Genomic DNA, 22,739 nt, shown 5'->3' with positions numbered 1-22,739 from the left:
AAGACAATGCTGAGTGGATGTTTCAGCTACGACGCTGTTGCGTTTCGCTCGTGTGAACGGATAGGCAGGCTGCGTTTCGCCGGTGTTACACCGTGCGTTTCCCTGGGTTTTTCAGCCGGTTTTTCAGCCCAGAAGGGCGTCGACGAAGGCCCCGGGCTCGAACGGCGCGAGGTCATCGGGTCCTTCGCCGAGACCGACGAGCTTGACCGGGACACCGAGTTCCTGCTGGACCCGGAACACAATCCCGCCCTTCGCGGTGCCGTCGAGCTTGGTCAGCACCACCCCGGTGATGTCGACGACCTCGGCGAACACCTTGGCCTGCGGCAGGCTGTTCTGGCCGATGGTGGCATCGAGCACCAACAGGACCTCGTCGACGGCGGCACGCTTCTCCACCACCCGCTTGACCTTGCCGAGTTCGTCCATCAGGCCGGTCTTGGTGTGCAGGCGGCCCGCGGTGTCGATCACGACGACGTCGGCCCCCACCTTGACCCCCTCGTCGACGGCGTCGAATGCCACCGATGCGGGGTCGGCACCTTCGGCTCCCCGCACCACGTCGGCGCCCACGCGGGCAGCCCAGGTCTGCAACTGGTCGGCAGCCGCGGCGCGGAACGTGTCGGCGGCACCCAGCACGACGCGGCGACCATCGGCCACCAGCACCCGCGCGAGCTTGCCCACCGTGGTGGTCTTACCGGTGCCGTTCACGCCGACCACCAACAGCACCGACGGCTTGTCGGCGTGCGGCAGCGCCTTGATCGAACGGTCCAGCTCGGGTCGCAGCTCGGACATCAGCACCTCGCGCAGCACCGCACGGGCATCCGCTTCGCTGCGCACGCTCTTGCTGGCCATCCGCTCACGCAATGCCGCGACGACGGATTCGGTGACCACCGGGCCGAGGTCGGCGATCAACAGGGTGTCCTCGATGGCCTCCCATGAGTCCTCGTCGAGATCGCCGCCGCCGAGCAGCCCGAGCATGCTGCGGCCCAATGCGTTCTGGGATTTGGCGAGGCGGCCGCGCAGCCGGTCCATCCGGCCTTCGGCCGGGGCGATGTCGTCGACAGCAGCGGCGACCGGATCGGGGGTATCGATCGGTTCGACGACAGGTTCCGGCTCGGCGACCACTTCCGGCTCGGCCGGTTCGACCGGTTTCTGCGGCGCGGCCGGCTCGGCCGGAGGTTCGGGCAGCTGAACATCGGAGATGGTGCGCTTGGGTGCGTCCCGGGGAATGGTGGCGTCATCACCGACCGCGGGCAGCCCACTGGTGTCGATGCGCTCGACCGTCGCGGTGCCCGACTGGCTGAACGTGATGCCCGAGGAAGCCGTGTAGCCGCCGGAACGGTCGATCGGTTTCGTCGCGTCACGCTCGGACAGGTTGATCCGCCGCCGCCGGTAACGCACCAATCCGACGGTGAGCGCGACGACAACGAGAACGGCGACGACCGCGATAGCGATCCACAGACCCAACAACGCACCTTCTGTCACGCCGTCATTGTCGCAGGGCAGCGGACCGGCAACGACCGGCCCCGTTCCCGGCCCGTGTCCGGCGAGGTCCGCACATGCCGATTCGGCCGGAAAGATAGGCATTCCGGATCGCCCAGAATAGCGGTACACTCACGTACCACAGCAGTATTTCCTCCTCACCGCACCATCGCTCCAACGCGCCGACGCCAGCCGTAGATTTCATCTACGGCTTAGCTGCATTGGCCGATATTTCGGCGATAAATCGCGATTCAACTGCGGCCTTGAACATTTCTGCGCAGTTTTACCAATTCGCTGACAACCGGCATTGCGATGGTCCACGATCCACACGGGTCGGGAATGACTTCTGCGTGTGGTCGGCGTGTGGTCCTTCCCTTGGGATTTTCACGAAAGGGAGGACAAGGATGCACATTCGTGTGCTTCGGGGGGCAGCACTGACGCTGGTCGCCCTGGTCGGCACCGTCGGACTCGTGCTGACGGCAAGCATGACCACATTGGTTCAGCTGGCGGCAACGGCGCTCATCATGGGCGGAACCGGGATGAAAGCACTGGGCGACCCGCACCAATGGGGTGCCGGTACCTATATGGACCAGGTGAACAACACGTATCTGTCCGACCGGCACCTCGACGAGGACGACCTGAAGTGGGTGCAGACACCGGAGCAGTTCTGGCCCGCGACCGGCCTGACCGACATCAGCTTCGACACCTCGGTCGCCCGCGGCGTCCTCAGCCTCAATAACGCCGTACTGAACACACCGGGAGAAAAAGTCGTCGTCGGCTACTCACAGAGTGCCAACATCGCCACCCGGGAGAAGCGCAATCTGGCCGAGCTTCGCGCCCAGGGCGCCCCGGTGCCCTCCCCTGACGAGTTGTCATTCGTGTTCGTGGCCAACCCCAACCGGCCCAACGGTGGAATCCTGGCCCGGTTCGAGGGCCTCTACATCCCGATCCTCGGCGTCAGCTTCGACGGCGCCACCCCCGATGACGAATACAAGACGATCGACGTCGCCCGCCAGTACGACCTGATCGCCGACTTTCCCAAATATCCACTCAACCTGCTGGCCGATCTCAACGCCCTGATGGGCTACGTCTACCTGCATCCGAACTACGGGTCATCGGTGGTCGACCTGAACGATCCGAGTAAGTACTCGTCCTATACCTCCGGCAACACCACCTACTATCTGATGCACACCGAGCACCTTCCGCTGCTGCAGCCGTTCCGCGACATCGGAATCCCGGCGCCGGTGATCGACCTGGTTGAGCCCACCCTGCGGGTGCTGATCGAGCTCGCCTACGACCGCACGCCGGCCAACATGGGTGTCCCCACCCGTGCCGGGCTGATACCCCACATCGACCTCGACAAGTTGGCGTCGGATCTGAGGGCCGCGGCCGAGGAGGGCGTGCGCAATGCGCTCGCCGGCTTGGGCATCAAGACCGCCGACCTTACCGACCGCCACACAGAAACCATTGCCACACTTGATAAGTCGGCTCCTACAAAGGTGGCGCTCGACACCTCGGTGCCCGACAGATCACGGCTGGAACACACTCGTCCGGAACTGGCCGGCATGCACCCTGCAACCGGGGCCGACGCCCTCACCCGTGACACCGATACCCCGCAGTCCGGTCCCAAGGCACAGGACCCCGAGATAAAGACTGAGACCGAGACCGACACCACGGCCCAACCCGAGACCGACACCAAGACCAAAACCGAGTCGCCGACGACTCGGCAACTAGCGCCGCCCGAGCGGCAGCCGAAGTCCAAGCCTGAGCTCATCCGGCAGTCAATCCGGCAGGCGCTCATGCCCGACAAGCCGTCTGACGATGCCTTCCAGGCGAAAGCAGATGCGCCACAAGACGGCCCGCGTCCTCCCCGCACGATCCGCCGCTCCGGCCAGAACGATTCGGCCCAGCCGAAACCCGACGCCAAGCACACCAAAGACGGCGGCACGCAAGTCAAACCCCGCCGCGCCCAAGCCCGTTCCGGGCACTCCGACGCCGCATAGGGGCGCATCGGTCGAGCATGCGGACAGGGCCCGGATCCACGGGGGAATCCGGGCCCTGTCCGCACACTCGGCACAGTTTTTCCTGACGGTGATCCCAGCGCGCGGGCTTCTGACATCCCGCGCGCGATCGGGACATTCGAGTAGTCCACTACTCATGCGCTGCGCGTGATCATGGCGTGATCATTTCTGTACCGAACCGACAACCGTCGGCGGACAGGTTCAACGACACACAAGGCACACGGCCATGACTACGAACTCACCAGCCGTCGGCACCACGACGCAGTCGCGCCCGAAACGCCGCCGCTCAAGCACCATCAAGAAGCCGAACGCAATGACCGCGGCCATCATCGGACTGGTCGGCACCCTCGGCACGGCGTTGATCACGCAGCTGCCGAATTTCTTCGACAAGCCCGGCAGCATTCCGTCGACACCCATCACCGCGACCCAACCTTCCGACCGCGTTGCCGTCGAAGATGCCAAACTCAGTGACTCGCAAAAAGCGCTTGCACTCTGGGGTTCCGCGAGTCCGTCCGTGGAGGCCGTACGGGTAGAGGTCAGCGCGCCGAACGCCAAAGAACCTCTCGTGACGGCCGAAACGGATGTCACCGACGGCAAATGGAACGTAGTGGCCACCAGCGACCAGCAGATCCCGAAACCATTCGAGGTCAAGGCGTTCTACCGGGAGCGGCCCCTCACATCCAGCGGGATCATGAAGTCGTCGCGCATCATGTTCAAGCTCGACCCATCACAGCCGGCACCGACACCACAACCGGGACAGGGCAGCGGTTGCCCCGCCAATTCCGTCCCCGCTTGCACCACCGAGCCCGGCTGGGGACCGCCCGCGGTATACCGATCGGAGTAGCTCCCGAATCAGCCTGAACTGGACGCCAGTTCCTGTCCCCGCATCCGCTGCGAGATCACGGTGGTGATGCCGTCACCGCGCATGGTCACACCGTAGAGCGCGTCGGCGACCTCCATGGTGGGTTTCTGGTGGGTGATCACGATCAGCTGGGAACGTTCCCGCAGCTGCTCGAACAGGCTGATCAGCCGGCGCAGGTTCACATCATCGAGTGCCGCCTCGACCTCGTCCATCACATAGAACGGGGACGGGCGAGCCCGGAAGATCGCCACCAGCATGGCCACCGCCGTCAGGGACTTCTCGCCGCCGGACAGCAGCGAGAGTCGCTTGATCTTCTTGCCCGGCGGCCTGGCCTCGACCTCGATGCCGGTGGTCAGCATGTCACTGGGGTTGGTCAGTAGCAGCCGGCCCTCGCCGCCGGGGAACAGCGTGGAAAACACCTGCTCGAACTCGCGCTCGACATCGACATAGGCCTCGGTGAACACCTGCAGGATGCGCGTGTCGACATCGGCGATCACATCGAGCAGATCGGTGCGCGCGGCTTTGACGTCCTCAAGTTGCGTTGACAGGAAGTTGTAGCGCTCCTCCAGGGCAGCAAACTCTTCCAGCGCAAGCGGATTGACCCGACCCAACTCTGAGAGCTCACGTTCGGCCTTCTTAGCCCGACGCTCCTGGGTCGGCCGGTCGAAAGGCATCGGCGCGGGCGCCATAACCTGCTCGCCCCGCTCACGCGCCTGCTCGTATTCCGCCATCTCCAAATCGCTGGGCGGCAACGCAATCTGCGGACCGTACTCGGCGATCAGGTCGGCGGCGGGCATGCCGAACTGCTCGAGCACCTGCGCCTCGAGCTGCTCGATACGAAGTGAGGCTTGCGCTTTGGCCATCTCATCACGGTGCAGCGCATCGGTGAGCTTGTTGATCCTCGCGTTGAGTTCGGTGACCACCTCACGCACCTGTGACAACGCCGTCGCACGCAGTTGACGCTCGGTGGCCAGCTCGTCACGCATCCGCGAGGCGACCGACACGACCGCGCTCAACCGTTGGGCCACAATGCGTCCCGACTCGGACACCGCGGCGGCCACCCGCGCCGCATGTTCGCGGGCCTCGCGAGCCCGTTGTGCACGTACCCGGGCCTCGCGCTCGGCAGCAGCGGCCCGGCGCAGTGAATCAGCCCGTCCGCGAACCGCATTCGCTCGTTCCTCGGCGGTACGCACCGACAGCCGGGCCTCCACCTCGACCGAACGGGCCGCCTCCGCGGCAGCCATCGAGGCCTGACGGTCCACCGGCTCGGCCTCGAACATCGGAAGCTGTTCGGCGTTGTGCAACCGCGATTCAAGTTCGGTGAGTTCCTCGACCGTCGAGGTACGCCCGGCCTCGAGTTCGTCGCGTTGGCGGATCAGCCGCTTCCACTCGTCACCGGCACCACGGGCATCCTGCCCCAGCCGGCCCAGTTGCTCGTAGATGGCCGAGATCGCGGCGTCGGATTCGTTGAGCGCGGCCATCGCCTCTTCGGCCGACTCCTGTCGGGCCGCCTGCTCGGTCAACGCACCCGACAATGCGGCCGCCAGCTCACCGGTCTGCCGCTCGACGATTTCCAGTTCGCGTCGGGCCTTGTCGATCTCGGAACTGATCTCCAGTGTGGAGGGCTTGCGGTCGGACCCACCACTGATCCAGCCGGCACCGACCAGGTCACCTTCCGCGGTCACCGCACGCAGGTCCGGTCGTGCCGTCACCAGTTGCACCCCGGCGGGTAGATCGGTCACCACGGCCACCCCGGCGAGCATCGCGGTAATCGCCCCACTCAGCCGGTCCGGGACGGAGACCACCTCGTTGGCCCAGATCGCGCCTTCGGGCAGTACTCCCGATGGTTCCGAGCCGTTGACCTTCCAGTCCCCCAGCAACAGCGCCGCCCGGCCACCGTCGGATTGCTTGAGCGCGGCCACCGCGGCGGCAGCGACACCGAAATCCTCGGCGGCCAACGCGTCGGCAGCCGCACCCAGCACCGTGGCCACCGCCACCTCATGACCCGGCCGGACTTTCAGGTATTCCCCGATGGTGCCGAAAAGTCCTGGGCCACTGTGGTTCTTCTGCAACCAGGCGGCACCGTCTCGTCGGTCCAGACTGACGGAGAGGGCCTCGATGCGGGCCCGCAGCGAGGCCACCTGCCGTTCGGCGGCGCGCTCGGCCGACTGCAGTTCGGCCACTCGCTCATCGGCGAGCCGCAGCGCCGCCACCGAACGGTCGTGCTGCTCGTCCAGGCCCACTTCTCCGGCGTCGAGTTCGCTGACCCGGCTCTGCACGGTCTCGAACTCGGCCTGTGTCAGTTGGGCTTTGGCGGCGGCTTCCTCGATGTTGACCGACATCCGCATGACCCCGTCGTCGATCGACTCGACCCGGGTACGCATCGTGTCGACCTGCCCGGCCAACCGGGCCAGCCCTTCACGACGGTCGGCCTCAGCCCTGGCCGCGGCCAGGTGCGCCCGCTCGGCCTCAGCGGCGATCTGTTCACGTTCGGCCAGCTCGGCGCGGGCGCTCTCCAAGACGATGCGCGACTCTTCGAGCTCGCCGAGCAGCTCCATCTCCAGCTCGGCAACCTCGTCGGCCTCGGCCTCCAGCGCCTCGGGGTCCTGCCCGGTGGAAACCTCTGCCTGGGACTCGAACAGCTGCGCGCGGTCGGTCGCGATACGCACGGTGGCGCTGAGCCGTTCGGCCAGGGCCGACGCCCGGAACCAGGTCTGCTGGGCCGCCTCGGCGCGGCGGGTCAGTTCGGCCACCGCGGCCTCGTGTGCCTGCAGTTCGACAGTCGAGGTTTCCAGCCGAACGGTCGCCTCGTCGTGCTCGCGGCGCAGCGTGGTCTCGGCCTGGTTGGTGTTGTGGAACTCGACCTGCCGTCTCACCAGGTCATCGGCGGCGAGCCGGAGACGGGCGTCGCGCAGATCGGCCTGGATCGTCGCCGCGCGCCGGGCCATCTCGGCCTGTCGGCCCAGCGGTTTGAGCTGGCGCCGCAACTCTGTGGTCAGGTCGGTCAGGCGGGCCAGGTTCGCCGCCATCGAGTCGAGCTTGCGCACCGCCTTTTCCTTGCGCTTGCGGTGCTTGAGAACGCCGGCAGCCTCCTCGATGAAGGCGCGGCGATCCTCGGGGCGCGACTCCAGGATCTCGGCGAGCTTGCCCTGGCCGACGATGACGTGCATTTCCCGGCCGATACCGGAGTCGCTGAGCAGCTCCTGGACGTCCATCAGTCGGCAGCTGCTGCCGTTGATCTCGTATTCGCCTGCGCCGTCACGGAACACCCGACGGGTGATCGACACCTCGGAGTACTCGATCGGCAGTGCGTTGTCGGAGTTGTCGATGGTCAGCGTCACCTCGGCGCGACCCAGCGGCGCCCGCGAGGACGTGCCGGCGAAGATGACATCCTCCATCTTGCCGCCGCGCAACGTCTTGGCGCCCTGCTCGCCCATGACCCAGGTCAGGGCGTCGACCACGTTCGACTTGCCCGACCCATTGGGGCCGACGACGCAGGTGATGCCGGGTTCGAAGCGCAGAGTCGTCGGCGAAGCGAAGGACTTGAAGCCCTTCAGCGTCAGACTCTTGAGGTGCACGGCGTCTTACCCTACCGCCGACTCGGCTACCGTTCGTGAAACCCCGCCATCGGGGCGTCGGCATCCGCCCAATCTGCGACGACGTTATCGACTGACCCCGGGGTCTGACCGCTCTGCAACAGCTCAAGCAATCGCTGGCACTTATCCCGCGGGCCCTGCGCCACGACATGCACCCGGCCGTCGGGCCGATTGGAAGCAAACCCGGCCAGACCCAGCTCAAGCGCCCGTGACCGGGTCCACCAGCGGAACCCCACGCCCTGTACCTGACCGTGTACCCAGGCGCTCAGGCGTACCTCGGATTCGGGCCCGGCGGCGGGGAGTTCCGGTCCGGTCATCGAGTGGCGACCTCGAACTTCACCTCGGTGCCGGATTTCAGCGTGCGGCCCACTGTGCAGACCTGGTCGATGGCGCGCTCGACCACGGTCAACAGCCTGGCCACCTCGGCCTCCGAAAGGCCCGACACGTCGATTTCGAGTTTCTCCTCCAGCAGCGGGTAACGCTCCTGCTCCCGGTCCGCCGGCCCTGACACCCGGATCGTCGCCGGATAGTCGTCGCCCAGGCGGCGACGCAGCGGCTGATCGCTGGACATCCCACTGCACGCCGCGAGGGCGATCTTCATCAGTTCCCCCGGGGTGAACACGCCCTCGACGTCCTCACTGCCGATGAGTACCTCTGCACCGCGCGAACTGCGCCCGACATACCTGCGCACACCGGTGCGATCAACCCAAAGTTCGGTCATGCGGTATTTCTACACGTCGCGGCACACGGTTATTCCAGCGGTAATCGTCCGGCGGCGACCTCTACTTCCGCAACGAGGGTGACGAGTGGAAGGTCTGTATGTCCGCCAGACCTGGGAAATGAGTGCATGCGCCCACGGGTGACCGTTTCGCCACCGCCCCACACCGTTGTGCCGGGGATAGACTCGGCGCAACCGACTTCGCTTGAGGAGCACCGTGACGTATCCGCCCATTCCGCCGACGGGCCCCACCGGCCCCTGGCAACAGCCATACCCCCAGCAGCCGGGCGGGCCTCAGGGGTATCCGAACGCCGAGCAGCCGTACGGATCCCCGTACGGAGCGCCTCAGCAGCCCTACGGTGAGCCTCAGCAGCAGCCCTACGGCACGCCGTATGGAGCGCCGCAACAGCCCTACGGGGTCCAGCAGCCCTACGGTGCGCCGCAGCAGCCGTATGGTGCGCCGCAGCAGCCCTACGGCTACCCCACGCCGCAGCCACCCAAAGGCGGCAACGGCAAGTGGTTCGCGATCGCCGCTGCGGTGATCGTGGTGCTGGCACTGGTCGGTGGCGGCGTCATCTTCGCATTGAGCGGCGATTCGAAATCGAACGGCGGCCGCACCAGCGCCGGCTCCTCGCAGTCCAGCGGGAGCGATGCCGAGCAGGAAGTCCGCGACTTCCTCGATGAGGTGATGTCCAGCTCCAGCGACCTCAGCGAAGCCCTGCCCTATTTCTGCCAGGCAGATCAGGATCTGTTCGACAAGATCGGTGGGCTGGATGCGATCGACATTCCGAAGACCACCAACTCCAGCGGGTCGGCGGAGATCACCAAGATCACGGTGAACGGCAGCAAGGCGGTCGTCGACATCTCCAGCAGCGCGGGCCCCGGCAAGTTGTACCTGCGCAAGGAAAGCGGATCGTGGAAGATCTGCATGTCCGACATGCCGGGCATGCCCAGCATGCCGTGATCGGTTCCGGTCAGCCCCGCGGGCGGGGCTGACATTTCGGGCAGTAGAACGACGACCGGTTCATGAACTTCTCACGGCGCATCACCGCTCCGCACCGCCCGCACGGCTCCCCTTCGCGGCCATAGGCGTCCAAAGACCGTTCGAAGTAACCGGATTCGCCGTTGACGTTCACATACAGCGAATCAAATGACGTCCCGCCCTGGCTCAGCGCATCGGTCATCACCTCGGCGGCGGCGTCGAGCACCTCGGCCAGTCGGCGGCGCGGCAGCAGCGCGGCGGTCCTGGCGCCATTGATCTTGGTCCGCCACAGCGCCTCGTCGGCGTAGATGTTGCCGATACCGGACACCACGGTCTGGTCGAGCAGCTGACGCTTGATCTCAGAGTGCTTGCGCCGCAGCACGGTAACCACGCTGTCTCGATCGAACAGCGGGTCGAGCGGATCGCGCGCGATGTGAGCGACAGGCTGAGGCAACGCGGCGCCGTCGACCGTCACCAGATCGGCCAACTGCCAGCCCCCGAACGTCCGTTGGTCGACGAAGCTCAGGGCCGTCCCGTCGTCGAGAAGCGCGGCGATTCGCAGATGCCGGTCGTCGCGCAGCGGCCCCAACAGCATCTGGCCGCTCATCCCCAGATGCACCACCAGGGCATCGGTCGCGTCCTCGCTGCCGTCCTCCCCCAGCGTCAGCCAGAGGTACTTACCCCGGCGGCCGGTTCCGGTGATGCGGGCGCCCAGGAGTCGCGCCGTCAGATCGGCGGGACCGGCCTCGTGACGGCGTACGGCACGCGGATGATGCACACGTACCGCTGAAATCGTCTTGCCCGCAACGTGTTCCTGCAAGCCCCGGCGGACTACCTCTACCTCGGGCAGTTCGGGCATCGGTCCTCACGCATTGTCGAGTGCATTCCAGGCCGCGGCCGCAGCCTTGAGCTCGGCCTCTTTCTTGTTGCGCCCCACACCTCTGCCGTACTCGACATCGGCCACCACCACGACCGCCGAGAATTCCTTGTCGTGGTCGGGTCCGGTGGAGGTCACCACGTAGCTGGGGGCGCCGAGCCCACGGGAGGCGGTCAGCTCCTGCAGGCTGCTCTTCCAGTCCAGCCCGGCTCCCAGCGTCGGCGCGGTGTCGAGCAGCTCACCGAACAACCGCAGGATCACCTCACGCGAAGTGGTCAGTCCGTGCTGCAAATAGATTGCGCCGAGCAGGGATTCGACACCATCGGCGAGAATGCTGGACTTGTCGGCACCACCGGAGTTCTCTTCGCCCTTGCCCAACAGCAGGTGACTGCCGAGGCCGCCGTCGGTGAGGCCACGGCCGACATCGGCCAGCGCCTGGGTGTTGACGATGCTGGCCCGAAGCTTCGCCAGGTCACCCTCCGAGCGTTCGGGGTGGCGGTGATAGAGCTCCTCGGTGATCGTCAACCCGAGCACGGCATCGCCGAGAAACTCCAGCCGCTCGTTTGTCGGCACGCCGCCGTTCTCGTAGGAGTAACTGCGATGTGTCAACGCGATGGTGAGCAGTTCGGCGGAAAGTTCGACGCCGAGTGCGTCCAGCAGCGCCTCACGCGAGTCGGTCACTCGTCGCCCCTGGGCCGCTCGTCGTCGGGAAGCATCGCAGCCAGCTTGGCCCAGCGGGGATCGATCTTGTCGTGGTGGTGTCCCGGCTCGGCGGTAGCAAGCGCCACTCCGCATTCGGGGCACAGGCCCGGGCAATCCGGGCGGCACAACGGGGAGAACGGCAATGCCAATCCGACAGCGTCGATGATCGGCTGTTGCAGGTCGACCGTGTCGGCCTGGCCGGAGGCGCCGACCCGACCCATCTCGTCGGCCTCGGTGGTCTCGTCGGTGGTGCTGTCCGGGTACGCGTACAGCTCGGTGAGGTCGATCTCGACGTCACCGGTGAGTTCGGTCAGGCAGCGCGCACATTCGCCGGCTGTGGGGGCCGATACGGTCCCACTGACCAGCACACCCTCCGACACCGACTGCAACTGCAGGTCGAGTTCCAGTGGGGCGCCCTTCTCGATGGCGACCAGCTCGGCCCCGATCCGCACTGGACTCGGCACCGTCTCCTGGTGGGCCAGGAACGAACCCGGCCGCCGGCCCAGTCGCGAGACATCGATCACCAGCGGCGATCGCGAATCACCGTGTCCCGCGCCATGCCTGCCCGATCTTGCATGCGTCGCCATGAATCGATCCTACGGCGGCGTCAGATCGCACCACGACGCAGTGCGCGCCGAGAACTGCACAGGGGTGTCAGCGGGTGGCGTAGTCGTGCGTGCCGGCGGTCGTGCGTAGCTGGTGACGTCCGCGGCCGACGGAGCGCAGCGTGCCGTTGAGGAAGTCCTCGAACTCCGCCAGTTTGCTGTCGACGTAGATGTCGCACTCGCCGCGCAACCGGTCGGCTTCGGCGTGCGCCGCGTCGACGAGCCGGGTGGCCTCGGCGGTCGCCGTCGAGACGATCTCGGTCTGCGACACCAGGCGTTGCTGTTCCTTGATGCCTTCTTGCACGGCCTTCTCGTAGGAGATGTTGCCGTTTTCGGTCAGACGATCGGCCTCGGCCTTGGCACGGCCCGTGGTCGCGTCGTACTCGCGTTTCGCCGCGGTCGCGACCCGCGCCGCCTCTTCACGAGCCTCGACGACCATGCGCTCACTGTGCTGACGGGCCTCGGCGACCATCCGGTCGGCCTGCGCCTTGGCGTCGGCGAGCAAGCGATCAGCCTCGCCTCTGGCGTGATTGAGCATGCCGTCGGCATCGGCGTTGGACTTCGACATCACCGACTCGCAGTGATCCTTGGCCTCGCGCAGCAGCGAATCGCGTGCGTCGAGCACGTCCTGCGCATCGTCGAGCTCACCGGGGATCGCGTCCTTGATGTCGTCGATCAGTTCCAGCACGTCACCGCGCGGGACCACGCAACCGGCGGTCATCGGCACACCACGCGCTTCTTCGACGATCGCGCCGAGCTCGTCGAGCGCTTCAAAAACTCGGTACACGGCAAAACCCTCCAGGTCGTCGTTGTCAGTGACTAGTGTGCCTGGTGTTACGCCTGTGACTTGGGAGCACAATCGGTGTGTCGCCCGCAAGCCGCCGGAGAGTCCGGAGGTCGCCGAAGCGCGGGTACCCGATGCGCTAGCCGCTCAGCTTCTCCTGCAGCCGGCGGTTCACCGGCTCGGGCAGCAACTCCGAAACGTCGCCGCCCAACGACGCAACCTCCTTGGCCAACGACGACGACACGAACGAATACTGCGGTGTGGTGGCTACGAAGAAGGTGTCGACGCCGGCCACATGCTTGTTCATCTGTGCCATCTGCAGCTCGTACTCGAAGTCGGTGCCGGTACGCAGACCCTTGACGATCGCGGTCAAACCGCGTGCCTTGACGAAGTCGACCACCAGGCCCTGACCGGACTCGACCCGCAGATTCGGCAGGTGTGTCGTGGATTCGGCGATCATCGCCATGCGCTCGTCGAGGTCGAACATGCCCTTCTTGTTCGGATTCACCAGAACCGCCACCACGACCTCATCGAACTGCGCGGCCGCACGTTCGAATACGTCGACATGGCCAAGGGTCACCGGGTCGAAGGAGCCGGGGCATACCGCGCCACTCATGGGTGACGACGCTACAGGCCGCCGCATCGACGGGTGCTTCAGCCCACTTCGGCGAGTTCCACCCGGGTATCGCCGTAGCGTCGGCTACTCAGCTCATCCCAGCCCGCCGGCCAACTCACCGGCCCACTCGACGAGCGCCGCTCCACCAGGACGACGCTGCCGACGGTCACCCAGCCCGCTTCGGCCAACACGACGAGCATCGCATCGACCGCGGCATCGTCGAGGTCGTACGGCGGGTCTGCGAACACCAGATCCACTGGCCGCGTGGCACCCCCGGCCAACACCACCTCGACACTGCCGCGGCGCACCGTGGCGGCGCGGACGCCGAGGGAGGCGATGTTCTCGGCGATGACCGCCGCCGCGCGAGCATCGGCCTCGACAAAGGTCGCCGAGGTCGCACCTCGTGAAAGCGCTTCCAGGCCGAGCGCTCCCGAACCGGCGTACAGATCCAGCACCGACAATCCGGTGAAATCCAGCCGCGCCGTCAACGCGTTGAACACGGCCTCCCTGACCCGATCGGACGTCGGCCGGGTACCGCTGCGGGGCACCGCAATCCGACGGCCGCCGAGCGTCCCCGCAATGATGCGGGTCAGATTGATTCCCCGGTCGCTTCGCTCCTGCCCGCCGAACCGACCACCACCAGGAGGTCACCGCCCTCGACCTGGGCCGTGGCAGCCACCGCGACACGTTCGACGGTGCCGGCCTTGGGTGCGGTGATCGCGGCTTCCATCTTCATCGCCTCGATGGTGGCGATCGTGGCGCCGGCCTCCACCGTGTCCCCTACCGCGACACCGACGGTGACGACACCGGCGAACGGCGCCGCGACATGAGCCGGGTTGTTGCGGTCAGCCTTCTCCGCCGCCGGGACCTCACTGGCGATGCTGCGGTCACGTACCGTGATGGGACGCAGCTGCCCGTTGAGAATGCACATCACCGTGCGCATCCCGCGCTCGTCGGCGTCGGAGACCGCCTCAAGACCGATGAGCAACTGCACACCGCGCTCGAGTTCGACACGATGCTCCTCGCCGTAGCGCAGCCCGTAGAAGAACTGGTTGGCACTGAGACTCGACGTGTCGCCGTACGTTTCGCGGTGCGCCTCGAACTCCTTGGTCGGCGCCGGGAACAGCAACCGGTTCAATGCCGCCTGACGTTTGGGCCCCGGCGCGGCCAGCAGCGCCTCGTCCTCCGCCGAGAGCTCCTGGATCGGCTTGGCGGGCCCCCGGCCCTCAAGAGCCTTGGTGCGCAACGGTTCCGGCCATCCGCCCGGAGGATCACCGAGTTCACCACGCAGGAACCCGATCACGCTGTCGGGGATGTCGTAGCGGGCGGGATCGGCGGCGAACTCCTGCGCGCTGACCCCGGCGCCCACCAACGCGAGCGCCAGATCCCCGACCACCTTGCTCGACGGGGTCACCTTCACCAACCGGCCCAGCACCCGGTCGGCCGCGGCGTAGTTGGATTCGATCTCCTCGAACCGGTCCCCCAGCCCCAAGGCGATGGCCTGCTGGCGCAGGTTACTCAACTGCCCGCCGGGGATCTCGTGGGTGTACACCCGCCCGGTCGGCGCAGGCAGCCCCGACTCGAACGGTGCATAAACCTTCCGCAGTGCCTCCCAGTAGGGCTCCAGATCGCAGACCGCATCCAGGGACAGACCGGTGTCGTACTCGGTGTGCGCGGCGGCGGCCACGATCGAGGACAACGCCGGCTGACTGGTGGTGCCGGCCAGGGGCGCGGCTGCGCCGTCGACCGCCGACGCGCCGGCCTGCCAGGCGGCCAGGTACGTCGCCAACTGTCCACCCGGGGTGTCATGGGTGTGCACATGCACCGGCAGGTCGAACCGCGACCGCAACGCCGACACCAGGGTGTGCGCCGAATGCGGACGCAACAACCCGGCCATGTCCTTGATCGCCAGCACATGCGCACCGGCGTCGACGATCTGCTCGGCCAGCTTCAAGTAGTAGTCCAGCGTGTACAGGTTCTCGTTGGGGTTACTGAGATCCCCGGTGTAGGACATCGCCACTTCGGCGATCGCCGTGCCCGTCTCACGGACCGCATCGATCGCCGGACGCATCGACTCGACATTGTTCAGCGCGTCGAAGATCCGGAAGATGTCGATCCCGGTGCGGGTCGCCTCGTCGACGAATGCCGATGTCACCAGTTCCGGATAGGGCGTGTACCCCACGGTGTTCCGGCCCCGCAACAACATCTGCAGGCAGATATTGGGGACCGCCTCGCGCAGGGCGGCCAACCGCTCCCACGGATCTTCCTTCAAAAACCGAAGCGCCACATCGTAAGTCGCCCCACCCCAACACTCGATGGACAGCAACTGCGGCATCGTCCGAGCCACATACGGCGCCACCTTGAGCAGGCCGGTGGAACGCAGGCGGGTGGCCAACAAGGACTGATGGGCATCACGGAACGTCGTATCGGTGACCCCGAGGGCCTTGCTGTCACGCATCCAGCGCGCGAACCCTTCGGGGCCCAGCTCGACCAGACGTTGCTTGGAACCCGCCGGCGGTACCGTCGACAGATCCAACGCAGGCAGCTTGTCCTGCGGATACACCCCAGTCGGACGCTCCCCGTTCGGCTTGTTCACCGTGATGTCGGCCAGGTAATTCAAGATCTTCGTACCGCGATCGGCAGGCGACCGCGAGGTCAGCAGCTGCGGGCGATCATCGATGAACGAGGTGGTGACCCGTCCGGCACGGAAGTCCGGGTCGTCGATCACCGCCTGCAGGAACGGGATGTTCGTCGACACGCCCCGGATACGGAACTCCGCCAGCGCACGCCGGGCCCGCGACACCGCCGTGGAGAAGTCCCGTCCCCGGCACGTCAGCTTGACCAGCATCGAATCGAAGTGCGCGGAGATCTCCGCACCCAGGTTGGATCCGCCGTCCAGGCGGATACCGGCACCGCCGGGTGACCGGTAGGCGGTGATCCGCCCGGTGTCCGGACGGAATCCGTTGGCCGGATCCTCGGTCGTGATCCGGCACTGCATCGCCGCCCCGCGGATCACCAACGAGTCCTGGCTCAAACCCAGATCGGCCAGGCTCTCCCCGGCCGCGATCCGCAACTGTGAGCCCACCAGGTCCACATCGGTGATCTCCTCGGTCACCGTGTGCTCCACCTGGATCCGTGGATTGCACTCGATGAACACGTGATGTCCGCGCTCGTCGAGCAGGAACTCGATCGTGCCGGCACAGCTGTAGCCGATCTGGCGAGCCAGGGCCACCGCATCCGAGCAGATCTTCTCGCGCAGCGCAGGATCCAGATTCGGCGCCGGCGCCAGCTCGATCACCTTCTGGTGGCGCCGCTGCACACTGCAATCGCGCTCGAACAGGTGCATCACGTTGCCCTGCGTATCGGCGAGGATCTGTACCTCGATGTGACGCGGGTTGATGACGGCCTGCTCCAGATACACCGCCGGATCGCCGAACGCCGACTCCGCCTCACGCGACGCCGCCTCCACCGCCTCGGGCAGCGCATCGGGATCGGTCACCCGGCGCATGCCGCGACCACCACCACCCGATACCGCCTTGACGAACAACGGGAACTCCATATCCCGTGCCGCAGCGACCAATTCATCCACCGACGACGACGGCGCCGAGGACGCCAGCACCGGCAATCCAGCTGCCTTCGCCGCCGCGATCGCCCGCGCCTTGTTGCCGGTCAATTCCAGAACGTGCGCCGAGGGCCCCACAAAGGTGATTCCCGCCTCCGCGCAGGCCGACGCCAATTCCGGGTTCTCCGACAAGAACCCGTAGCCCGGATACACCGCATCCGCGCCGGAGTGCCTGGCGACCCGGATGATCTCCTCGACTGACAGGTACGCCCGAACCGGATGGCCGATCTCGCCGATCTGATACGACTCGTCGGCCTTCAGACGGTGCAGTGAATTGCGATCCTCATACGGATACACAGCCACCGTCGCGATACCCATCTCATAGGCAGCACGAAATGCACGGATTGCAATCTCGCCACGATTGGCGACTAACAGCTTGGAAATCACGGGTAGACCTAACCGACAAGTTATTGCGTGGGTGTTACGGGAGCGTTGACCAGTATTCCCAGAAACGCACCAAGATCAACAGCACGAGTGAGGTGAACCAGAGCGCCACGAGCGACCACCGCCACTGGTAGATCGCCCGGGCGACCCCGTTGGCTTGCAGCGGTCGAAGCGCGATGGAACTCGACACCACCAGCAGCGGGATGGTCACCGACCACACCACCATGCAGTACGGGCACAGGGCGCCGATGGTGTAGAGGCTCTGGAAGATCAGCCAGTGCACCATGACGGCACCGAGCAGTGTCCCCGTCGCCAGCCCGGCCCAGTACCACCGGGGCAGCCGAACGCCTGCCACGGCCAGCACGCCGGTGACCAGGGTGACCGTGAAGGCGACCAGTCCGATCAGCGAGTTGGGAAATCCGAAGACCGATGCCTGCTCGCGGGTCATCACCGAGCCGCAGGAGATCACCGGGTTCAGGCTGCAGGTCGGAACGTACGACGGATCGATCAGCAGCTCGATCTTCTCGATCGTGAGCGCCATCGACGCCGCCAGACCGAGGACACCTGCGATCAGTATCCAGACGGCACTGGCCTTGCCGACGGCTACGCCCGGGGACTCCTCGGTCCCCAGTTCGTCCAGCTCGGCGGCGGTGTCGCTCATGGGTTGGCCGGCGCCGGAGCGGGTGCTGCAGGTGCGGGGGCCGGCGCGGCAGGCGCCGCCGGGGCAGGCTCTGCGGGGGCAGCGGGGCCGGGGGCCGGGCCCTTCAGCGCGGGCAGGTCGCCGACGATCTCCTTGACCTTCGCGATCAGCGCGTCAGGAGTGGTCGGGCTGTATTCCTCGCCGTTGAACCGCATGGTCGGCGTGGAGTTGATTCCGGTGGCCGCGGCCATGCCCTGCACCATCTCCACGTAGCGGCTCTTGGTGATGCAGTCGGGCACCTCACCGGCAGCGCCGGCCTGGCGGGCAAGTTCGATGATCCGGGCGTTGTCCGGGTAGACACCGCCGCCTTCCGCAGGCTGGATTCCGGGCGTGAAGAGCGCCGAGTGGAAACGCCGGAACGCCTCGACGGACTCGTCGGCGACGCAGTAGCCGGCGCCGCCGGCCCGCGACGAGTAGCCGTTGCCCATCTTGTCCAGGATCGCCACCATGTGGTAGTCGACGGCCACCGCGCCGGCGTCGATCAGCTTGTTGATCGTCGGGCCGAACTGCTGTTCCAGATGACCGCACGCCGGGCACAGGAAATCCTCGTACATGCTCAGCGTCACCTTGGGCTCAGTGGTGCCCTCTTTGGTGATCACACCGGGCGCAGCGACGTGCACCGCCCTGGCCTCCCCGGAGGCCGGCCGCTTGTGGCCCGTCGTCACGATGTAGAGCACCAGGCCGACGGCGAACAGCACGACAACGGCTGTCAGCCCGATCTGAACGAACAGGTTGCGCTTGCGGTCAGCCGCCTTGAGGTCGTACTTCGCGGTCTTCTTCGGTTTGGCCACGTCGACAAGCGTACCGGCGTCGACAGGTCAACTTTCGGCGTGGCTGAGATGTGCGCGCAGCGCAGAGATCATTGCGCCCGTGGCGGCGGCGCTGCCGCCTCCCAGCGGGAAGAAGTTGGCGAACGCGTGGATCAGCGACCGCTCTTCCCGGAGGTCCACGACCACCCCGGCGTCGCGCATCGCCCCGGCATATCGGTTGCCCTCGTCCCGCAACGGATCGAACCCGGCAGTGACCACCAGCGCGGGCGGCAGGCCGGAGAGATCTTCACTGAGCAACGGTGACACCAGCGGATCCTCGGCCGATACCTCGGCGCCGTCGAGGTAGTGCCCGGCAAACCAGTCCATGTCACGCTTCCCCAGGAAATAGCCGTCGGAGAACAGCGTCTTGGATCGCGTCTCACTCGACCAGTCGGTGACCGGGTAGAGCAGCAGCTGGAGCGCAGGCAGCGGCAGTTCGGAGTCACGGGCCTGTTGGGCCACGACGGTGGCCAGGTTGCCGCCCGCGCTGTCTCCCCCGACGACGATGCGCGTGGCCCCCAGGCCGGCGGCGTGGTCGAGTGCCCAGCGGTAGGCCGCGTAGGCGTCGTCGACTGCGGCCGGCGCCTTGTGCTCGGGCGCGAGCCGATAGTCGACGGCGATCACCTGGATTCCGCCGTCCCGGCAGATCAGCCGGCAGAGGCTGTCATGGGTGTCGAGGTCACCGATCACGAAGCCGCCGCCGTGGAAGTACAGCAGCAGCGCCGAGATCGCCGGGGACCCGGTCCCATCGGGGACGTACCGTCGCGCCGGGATCGGCCCGGCCGGCCCGGGAATCGAAATGTCGGTGACATCCGCTCGGATCCGGGCCTTCATCATGGCCGCCGTGGCTCGCAGCGCGGCCCGCGAGACGGCGACACCGGACTCCGGACTGTAATCGGCGACCAGGCCGCCGACTCCGGCCGCGTGTTCGGCCGCCAAGGTGAATTGCAGGGTGGTGTCCAGGGTGTTGCCGTCGACGGTCACCGAACGCCCACCGAGCAGCAGCCGCTTGGTCCGATCCGAAATCCTGGGAATCGCGGCCAAGGTCAACCCGGTCGCCCGCTCAAGCAGCACGTGTTTGACCGTGTCCCGGCGATGACCGTCAGGTCCGCCTCCGGCTTGTCCGCCTGGCAGACTTTCAGTCATGGCTGCTCCCTCTGTGAGTCCTCGTGTCACGCTCAACGACGGTAATTCGATACCGCAGGTCGGGTTGGGGGTTTGGCAGACCCCTGCCGAGGAGACCGAACGCGCGGTGACCGCAGCCCTGCAGGCCGGGTATCGGCACATCGATACTGCCGCCGCCTACCGCAACGAGGCCGAGACCGGCCGCGGCCTGCTCAACTCCGGGGTCCCCCGCGAAGACGTGTTCCTGGTGACCAAACTGTGGAACAGCGACCAGGGATATGACTCCACCCTGGCTGCGTTCGACGCGAGCCTGGACCGGCTCGGCGTCGACTACCTCGACCTCTACCTCATCCATTGGCCGGTACCGGCCAACAACGCCTACGTCGACACGTTCAAGGCCTTCGCACACCTCCACGATCAGGGCCGGGTCCGCTCGATCGGGGTGAGCAATTTCGCGCCCGAACACCTCACTGTGCTCATCGACGCCACCGGCATCGTGCCTGCGGTCAATCAGATCGAATTGCACCCGCTGTTTCCGCAACGCGAGCTTCGTGAAGCGCACGCCAGATTGGGCATCGCCACCGAGGCATGGAGCCCGCTGGGGCAGGGTTCGCTGCTCACGGATCCGGTGATCACCGGCATCGCCGGACGGCACGGTAAAACCCCCGCACAGGTACTGATTAGGTGGCATATCCATCTGGGTAATATCGTCATCCCCAAGTCGGTGAACCCCGAGCGCATTGTCAGTAATTTCGACGTGTTCGATTTCGATCTGGACGAAACGGACATGGCGGCCATCGCCACGTTGGAGACGGACACCCGCCTGGGACCCGATCCCCGAACCTTCAACTTCACAGGATAGGTGACATGACCTCCTCGGACGGGGCTGCGATTCCCACCGTCACGCTCAACGACGACCGTACGATCCCCGTCGTCGGTCTCGGCGTCGGCGGCCTCTCGGATTCCGAGGCAGAGCGTGTCGTGTCCGCGGCGCTGGAGGCGGGCCACCGGTTGATCGACACGGCGGCGGCCTACGGAAACGAGGCCGGCGTCGGGCGCGCCATCGCGGCATCGGGCATTCCGCGCGAGGAGATCTCGGTCACCACCAAGCTGGCCATCACCGATCAGGGTTTCCAGTCGTCCCAGAACGCCGGGCGGGCCAGCCTGGAGCGGCTGGGCCTGGACTACGTGGACCTCTACCTGATCCATTGGCCCGGCAACGACATCGGCAAGTACGTCGACAGCTGGGGTGGGCTGATGGCACTCAAGCAGGAGGGGCTGGCCCGCTCCACCGGCGTGTCCAACTTCAGCCCCGAGAACCTCTCGACGATCGTGGACCTGACCTTCGTCGCACCCGCGGTCAACCAGATCGAGCTGCACCCCTTGCTCAACCAGAGCGCCTGGCGGGCGGCCAATGCCCAGTACAACGTCACGACCGCGGCCTACAGCCCGCTCGGCGTCGGCAATCTGCTCGACAACCCGGTTGTCACGGCCATCGCCGAGGCGCACGGCAGGACCCCGGCACAGGTGCTGATCCGCTGGAGCATCCAGCTGGGCAACATCGTGATCTCCCGGTCGACCAACCCGGAGCGGATCGCGTCCAACCTTGAGGTGTTCGGCTTCGAGCTGACCGCCGAGCAGATGGACAGCCTCAACGGCCTCGACGACGGCACCCGGTTCCGGCCGGACCCGGCGACGTTCACGGGCTAGCCACGTTCGCGGGTAGCTCCCCGCGCGAGCAGACGAGAAACCCCCTTTTCCATTGGAAGAGGGGGTTTCTCGTCCGTTCGCGATGGTCGCCGGCACATCTGCAATCGTGCCTGCACCGGTGTATGTCTCCGAGCCCTTGACGTTCGTGCGCGCACACTCCATTATTTGAACATGTTCACTGAACATGTTCAGTCACGCGCCGCCGCCAAGGACGAGACCAGGCGCAAGGTCCTGGTGGCCGCCGAACGGCTGTTTCGCAGACAGGGTTTCGTTGACACGACCATCCGCCAGATCGCTGCGGAGGCGGGCGTCAGCACGGGCACGGTGATGGGCGTCGGCGATAAGGACGGCCTGCTGATCAAGGTGTTCGACGACTGGATCGCCGCAGTGCACCGTGCACGCCGACCGGGAGGCGAACGGCAAGAGCCGTTGACCCCCGAAGGCGCGGCCGACGCGGTGATCGATCTGCTCATGCCGTTCTTGCGGCATTTCGCCAAAGATCCGGCCCTGTCCAGGCAGTACTCGTCGATCGTCGTTCGCGGCACCCACGAATCAGCGATCTTCGGCGACCTCGCCGTCGCATTGGTCACCGAATTTCAGGCAGTGCTGGCACGAGCCGCCCTCTGCGATGCCGCCGCCGCGCGCGCAGCCCGGGTCGTCTACTTCGCGTATCTGGGCATCGTCATGACCGGTGGCAATTACGTGTCCGGCGGCGCATCGGTGCCCGACCAACTGCGCGATGCGGTCCGCTCCGTGATCGAGCATCCACAACAAGGAGATGATTTGTGACTGGTGTTCCGCACTACTGGTGGCCTACAGCATTGTTGGCGCTTGCCCTCTTCGGCGATGCCGTGATGTCGATCCACCCGCCACAGTTCATCCGCAAATGCTTGGAGGGAGTGCGCCTTCCGCAGGACTGGTGGTGGGCGTTGGTGGTAGTCAAGCTGTTGGCTGCGGCCGGCCTGGTGGCTGGATTGAAATATCCCGGTATCGGCGTGGCCGCCAACGTCGGCGTGATCGCCTACTTCCTATGCGCCACCTATGCGCACTATCGTGCCAAGTTCTTGAAACAGGAGTTCTGGCTCAATTGCCTGGGCATGCTTGCGCTCTCGGTCGGAGTCTTCGTGGTGTCATACCTGCTGTGACCACC

Annotated in this window: 21 protein-coding genes; 7 read left to right on the top strand and 14 right to left on the bottom strand. The window is 66.2% G+C overall.

Annotation, left to right across the window (positions count from 1 at the left end):
* Nucleotides 1-123 precede the first annotated feature (123 nt).
* Nucleotides 124-1,479, bottom strand: a complete 1,356-nt coding sequence (gene ftsY / locus ACZYZ7_RS00940) for a signal recognition particle-docking protein FtsY (protein ID WP_463740039.1) — start codon at nucleotides 1,477-1,479, stop codon at nucleotides 124-126.
* A gap of 401 nt (nucleotides 1,480-1,880) precedes the next feature.
* On the opposite strand from ftsY, the gene ACZYZ7_RS00935 reads away from it, so the two are divergent.
* Both ACZYZ7_RS00935 and ACZYZ7_RS00930 read left to right on the top strand, forming a co-directional pair.
* On the top strand, nucleotides 1,881-3,479 hold the full coding sequence (locus ACZYZ7_RS00935) for a PE-PPE domain-containing protein (RefSeq protein WP_463740038.1): 1,599 nt from the start codon (nucleotides 1,881-1,883) through the stop codon (nucleotides 3,477-3,479).
* Between the two features lie 331 nt (nucleotides 3,480-3,810).
* Complete coding sequence (locus ACZYZ7_RS00930) at nucleotides 3,811-4,341, top strand: hypothetical protein (protein WP_167857795.1); 531 nt, start codon at nucleotides 3,811-3,813, stop codon at nucleotides 4,339-4,341.
* A gap of 8 nt (nucleotides 4,342-4,349) precedes the next feature.
* Here the strand turns inward: ACZYZ7_RS00930 and smc are convergent, their stop codons facing one another.
* From smc to ACZYZ7_RS00915, 3 genes are read right to left on the bottom strand one after another with little or no spacing between them, the layout of a single operon-like run.
* Nucleotides 4,350-7,937, bottom strand: coding sequence for a chromosome segregation protein SMC (gene smc, locus ACZYZ7_RS00925; protein WP_135453611.1), 3,588 nt, complete (start codon nucleotides 7,935-7,937; stop codon nucleotides 4,350-4,352).
* A gap of 26 nt (nucleotides 7,938-7,963) precedes the next feature.
* Complete coding sequence (locus tag ACZYZ7_RS00920; protein ID WP_135453610.1) at nucleotides 7,964-8,272, bottom strand: acylphosphatase; 309 nt, start codon at nucleotides 8,270-8,272, stop codon at nucleotides 7,964-7,966.
* Nucleotides 8,269-8,676 (bottom strand): OsmC family protein, encoded by a 408-nt coding sequence (locus tag ACZYZ7_RS00915; RefSeq protein ID WP_135453609.1) that lies wholly within the window; start codon nucleotides 8,674-8,676, stop codon nucleotides 8,269-8,271. Before ACZYZ7_RS00915 ends, ACZYZ7_RS00920 begins: the two co-directional genes overlap by 4 nt.
* Nucleotides 8,677-8,890: 214 nt before the next feature.
* Between ACZYZ7_RS00915 and ACZYZ7_RS00910 the strand changes: the two genes are divergently transcribed.
* Nucleotides 8,891-9,637: an Rv0361 family membrane protein gene (locus ACZYZ7_RS00910; RefSeq protein WP_463740037.1), complete on the top strand. Its 747-nt coding sequence runs from the start codon at nucleotides 8,891-8,893 to the stop codon at nucleotides 9,635-9,637.
* Between the two features lie 10 nt (nucleotides 9,638-9,647).
* On the opposite strand, the gene mutM is transcribed toward ACZYZ7_RS00910, so the two are convergent.
* From mutM to ACZYZ7_RS00860, 10 genes are all read right to left on the bottom strand, one after another.
* A complete protein-coding gene (gene mutM, locus ACZYZ7_RS00905) occupies nucleotides 9,648-10,514 on the bottom strand; it encodes a bifunctional DNA-formamidopyrimidine glycosylase/DNA-(apurinic or apyrimidinic site) lyase (RefSeq protein ID WP_135453607.1) in 867 nt (288 codons plus the stop codon).
* Nucleotides 10,515-10,520: 6 nt separating this feature from the next.
* Nucleotides 10,521-11,213 carry a ribonuclease III gene (gene rnc / locus ACZYZ7_RS00900; RefSeq protein WP_135453606.1) on the bottom strand — a complete coding sequence of 231 codons (693 nt, stop codon included), beginning with the start codon at nucleotides 11,211-11,213 and terminating at the stop codon, nucleotides 10,521-10,523.
* Nucleotides 11,210-11,821 (bottom strand): YceD family protein, encoded by a 612-nt coding sequence (locus ACZYZ7_RS00895; RefSeq protein ID WP_450068737.1) that lies wholly within the window; start codon nucleotides 11,819-11,821, stop codon nucleotides 11,210-11,212. Before ACZYZ7_RS00895 ends, rnc begins: the two co-directional genes overlap by 4 nt.
* Before the next feature lie 67 nt (nucleotides 11,822-11,888).
* Complete coding sequence (sepIVA, locus tag ACZYZ7_RS00890) at nucleotides 11,889-12,626, bottom strand: cell division protein SepIVA (protein ID WP_135453604.1); 738 nt, start codon at nucleotides 12,624-12,626, stop codon at nucleotides 11,889-11,891.
* A 136-nt stretch (nucleotides 12,627-12,762) separates the two neighbouring features.
* On the bottom strand, nucleotides 12,763-13,239 hold the full coding sequence (coaD, locus tag ACZYZ7_RS00885; RefSeq protein WP_135453603.1) for a pantetheine-phosphate adenylyltransferase: 477 nt from the start codon (nucleotides 13,237-13,239) through the stop codon (nucleotides 12,763-12,765).
* Between the two features lie 38 nt (nucleotides 13,240-13,277).
* Nucleotides 13,278-13,832, bottom strand: a complete 555-nt coding sequence (gene rsmD, locus ACZYZ7_RS00880) for a 16S rRNA (guanine(966)-N(2))-methyltransferase RsmD (RefSeq protein WP_450069246.1) — start codon at nucleotides 13,830-13,832, stop codon at nucleotides 13,278-13,280.
* Entirely contained in the window at nucleotides 13,829-17,248 is a 3,420-nt protein-coding gene (locus ACZYZ7_RS00875; RefSeq protein ID WP_450068736.1) for a pyruvate carboxylase, read from the bottom strand. Before ACZYZ7_RS00875 ends, rsmD begins: the two co-directional genes overlap by 4 nt.
* A 34-nt stretch (nucleotides 17,249-17,282) precedes the next feature.
* Nucleotides 17,283-17,906 carry a vitamin K epoxide reductase family protein gene (locus ACZYZ7_RS00870; protein ID WP_450068735.1) on the bottom strand — a complete coding sequence of 208 codons (624 nt, stop codon included), beginning with the start codon at nucleotides 17,904-17,906 and terminating at the stop codon, nucleotides 17,283-17,285.
* A complete protein-coding gene (locus ACZYZ7_RS00865) occupies nucleotides 17,903-18,736 on the bottom strand; it encodes a DsbA family protein (protein ID WP_450068734.1) in 834 nt (277 codons plus the stop codon). The genes ACZYZ7_RS00870 and ACZYZ7_RS00865 overlap by 4 nt, the downstream gene beginning before the upstream one ends.
* Before the next feature lie 27 nt (nucleotides 18,737-18,763).
* Entirely contained in the window at nucleotides 18,764-19,900 is a 1,137-nt protein-coding gene (locus ACZYZ7_RS00860; protein WP_450068733.1) for an alpha/beta hydrolase, read from the bottom strand.
* A 13-nt stretch (nucleotides 19,901-19,913) separates the two neighbouring features.
* Here ACZYZ7_RS00860 and ACZYZ7_RS00855 point away from each other — a divergent pair, with 13 nt between their 5' ends.
* The 4 genes from ACZYZ7_RS00855 to ACZYZ7_RS00840 all read left to right on the top strand — a co-directional run bounded on the left by ACZYZ7_RS00855 (nucleotide 19,914) and on the right by ACZYZ7_RS00840 (nucleotide 22,734).
* Nucleotides 19,914-20,741: an aldo/keto reductase gene (locus tag ACZYZ7_RS00855; protein ID WP_450069245.1), complete on the top strand. Its 828-nt coding sequence runs from the start codon at nucleotides 19,914-19,916 to the stop codon at nucleotides 20,739-20,741.
* Between the two features lie 5 nt (nucleotides 20,742-20,746).
* Nucleotides 20,747-21,589 carry an aldo/keto reductase gene (locus ACZYZ7_RS00850; RefSeq protein WP_135453599.1) on the top strand — a complete coding sequence of 281 codons (843 nt, stop codon included), beginning with the start codon at nucleotides 20,747-20,749 and terminating at the stop codon, nucleotides 21,587-21,589.
* 171 nt (nucleotides 21,590-21,760) lie between these two features.
* Nucleotides 21,761-22,378, top strand: coding sequence for a TetR/AcrR family transcriptional regulator (locus tag ACZYZ7_RS00845; protein WP_450068732.1), 618 nt, complete (start codon nucleotides 21,761-21,763; stop codon nucleotides 22,376-22,378).
* Nucleotides 22,375-22,734, top strand: coding sequence for a DoxX family protein (locus ACZYZ7_RS00840; RefSeq protein WP_450068731.1), 360 nt, complete (start codon nucleotides 22,375-22,377; stop codon nucleotides 22,732-22,734). Before ACZYZ7_RS00845 ends, ACZYZ7_RS00840 begins: the two co-directional genes overlap by 4 nt.
* The last annotated feature ends 5 nt before the right edge of the window (nucleotides 22,735-22,739 follow it).

This window comes from Mycobacterium sp. IDUB_17, assembly GCF_055419465.1.
This window is presented reverse-complemented; position numbering and strand designations above follow the sequence as displayed.